At 54.5% G+C, this 2909-nt stretch carries 2 rRNA genes (1 of these 2 cut by a window edge); both read right to left on the bottom strand.

Features of this window, described 5'->3' with window-relative positions:
• Window positions 1-83: 83 nt before the first annotated feature.
• Window positions 84-199 (bottom strand): 5S ribosomal RNA (gene rrf, locus CLR77_RS19875).
• 95 nt (window positions 200-294) lie between these two features.
• Window positions 295-2909 (bottom strand): 23S ribosomal RNA (locus tag CLR77_RS19870) (it continues 277 nt past the right edge of the window).

The raw sequence follows: 2909 nt of genomic DNA, 5'->3' as shown, positions 1-2909 counted from the left end.
GCCGGAGGAGAGGCCGCGCGGCGTCCAACGCCGGCGCATAAAAAAGCCCCGGCAGCTTTCGCTGTCGGGGCTTGGTATTAAGAGCCTGACGATGACCTACTCTCACATGGGCATATGCCACACTACCATCGGCGCAGGACTGTTTCACGACTGAGTTCGGGATGGGATCAGGTGGTTCCAGACCGCTATTGTCGTCAGGCAAAACGTTTAACGCTTTGCGTTGATCGGCTGATCACTGGAAGAAGGCAAGACGCTGACGATATCGGTTATCCGGTCAGATGATTTGGGTGTTATATAGTCAAGCCGCACGAGCAATTAGTACAGGTTAGCTCAACGCCTCACAGCGCTTACACACCCTGCCTATCAACGTCCTGGTCTTGAACGGCTCTTTAGGGCCCTCGAGGGGCCAGGGAAACCTTATCTTGAAGGGGGCTTCCCGCTTAGATGCTTTCAGCGGTTATCCTGTCCGAACATAGCTACCGGGCAATGCGTCTGGCGACACAACCCGAACACCAGAGGTTCGTCCACTCCGGTCCTCTCGTACTAGGAGCAGCTCTTCTCAAGTTTCCAACGTCCACGGCAGATAGGGACCGAACTGTCTCACGACGTTCTAAACCCAGCTCGCGTACCACTTTAAATGGCGAACAGCCATACCCTTGGGACCGGCTTCAGCCCCAGGATGTGATGAGCCGACATCGAGGTGCCAAACACCGCCGTCGATGTGAACTCTTGGGCGGTATCAGCCTGTTATCCCCGGAGTACCTTTTATCCGTTGAGCGATGGCCCTTCCATACAGAACCACCGGATCACTATGACCTGCTTTCGCACCTGCTCGACGTGTCTGTCTCGCAGTCAAGCGGGCTTGTGCCATTACACTAACCGCACGATGTCCGACCGTGCTTAGCCCACCTTTGTGCTCCTCCGTTACTCTTTAGGAGGAGACCGCCCCAGTCAAACTACCCACCACACAATGTCCTCGTCCTGGATAACAGGACAGAGTTAGAACCTCAAACAGACCAGGCTGGTATTTCAAGGTTGGCTCCACGAGAACTGGCGTCCTCGCTTCAAAGCCTCCCAGCTATCCTACACAAGACTGTTCAAAGTTCACTGTGAAGCTATAGTAAAGGTTCACGGGGTCTTTCCGTCTAGCCGCGGATACACAGCATCTTCACTGCGATTTCAATTTCACTGAGTCTCGGGTGGAGACAGTGCCCCCATCGTTACGCCATTCGTGCAGGTCGGAACTTACCCGACAAGGAATTTCGCTACCTTAGGACCGTTATAGTTACGGCCGCCGTTTACCGGGGCTTCGATCAAGAGCTTCGTCCGAGGACTAACCCCATCAATTAACCTTCCGGCACCGGGCAGGCGTCACACCCTATACGTCCACTTTCGTGTTTGCAGAGTGCTGTGTTTTTAATAAACAGTCGCAGGGGCCTGGTATCTTCGACCGGCTTCCGCTCCACCCGCAGGGGCTTCACGTACATGCCGGCGTGCCTTCTCCCGAAGTTACGGCACCATTTTGCCTAGTTCCTTCACCCGAGTTCTCTCAAGCGCCTTGGTATTCTCTACCTGACCACCTGTGTCGGTTTGGGGTACGGTCTCATATCACCTGAAGCTTAGAGGCTTTTCCTGGAAGCATGGCATCAATTGCTTCGTCTCCAAAAGGAGACTCGTCATCACGTCTCAGGATTGAGATTCCGGATTTACCAAGAACCCCTCCCTACTCGCTTAAACCGGGACAACCAGCGCCCGGCCAACCTAGCCTTCTCCGTCCCCCCATCGCAGTGATACAAGGTACGGGAATATTAACCCGTTTCCCATCGACTACACCTTTCGGTCTCGCCTTAGGGGCCGACTCACCCTGCGCCGATTAGCGTTGCGCAGGAACCCTTGGTCTTCCGGCGTGCGGGTTTTTCACCCGCATTATCGTTACTCATGTCAGCATTCGCACTTCTGATATCTCCAGCAGACCTCTCGATCCACCTTCACAGACTTACAGAACGCTCCCCTACCCCACGTACAAAGTACGCAGCCGCAGCTTCGGTATCCAGTTTGAGCCCCGTTACATCTTCCGCGCAGGCCGACTCGACTAGTGAGCTATTACGCTTTCTTTAAAGGGTGGCTGCTTCTAAGCCAACCTCCTAGCTGTCTGTGCCTTCCCACATCGTTTCCCACTTAACTGGAATTTGGGGACCTTAGCTGGCGGTCTGGGTTGTTTCCCTCTTCACGACGGACGTTAGCACCCGCCGTGTGTCTCCCGGATAGTACTCACTGGTATTCGGAGTTTGCATGGGGTTGGTAAGTCGGGATGACCCCCTAGCCCAAACAGTGCTCTACCCCCAGTGGTATTCGTCCGAGGCGCTACCTAAATAGCTTTCGGGGAGAACCAGCTATCTCCGGGCTTGATTAGCCTTTCACTCCGATCCACAGGTCATCCGAATCTTTTTCAACAGATCCCGGTTCGGTCCTCCAGTGCGTGTTACCGCACCTTCAACCTGCCCATGGATAGATCGCCCGGTTTCGGGTCTATGCCCAGCGACTATTCGCCCTATTCAGACTCGGTTTCCCTACGCCTCCCCTACACGGTTAAGCTTGCCACTGAACATAAGTCGCTGACCCATTATACAAAAGGTACGCCGTCACACCCGAAGGTGCTCCGACTGCTTGTACGCATACGGTTTCAGGATCTATTTCACTCCCCTCACAGGGGTTCTTTTCGCCTTTCCCTCACGGTACTGGTTCACTATCGGTCAGTCAGGAGTATTTAGCCTTGGAGGATGGTCCCCCCATGTTCAGACAGGATTACACGTGACCCGTCCTACTCGATTTCATCAGGTTGGGATTTCGGATACGGGGCTATCACCCGCTATGGCGGCACTTTCCAGAGCCTTCTCCTATCCGTCCCC

The organism is Mangrovitalea sediminis (assembly GCF_002514725.1).
GTDB classification, from domain to species: Bacteria; Pseudomonadota; Gammaproteobacteria; order Pseudomonadales; family Oleiphilaceae; genus Mangrovitalea; species Mangrovitalea sediminis.
This window is presented reverse-complemented; position numbering and strand designations above follow the sequence as displayed.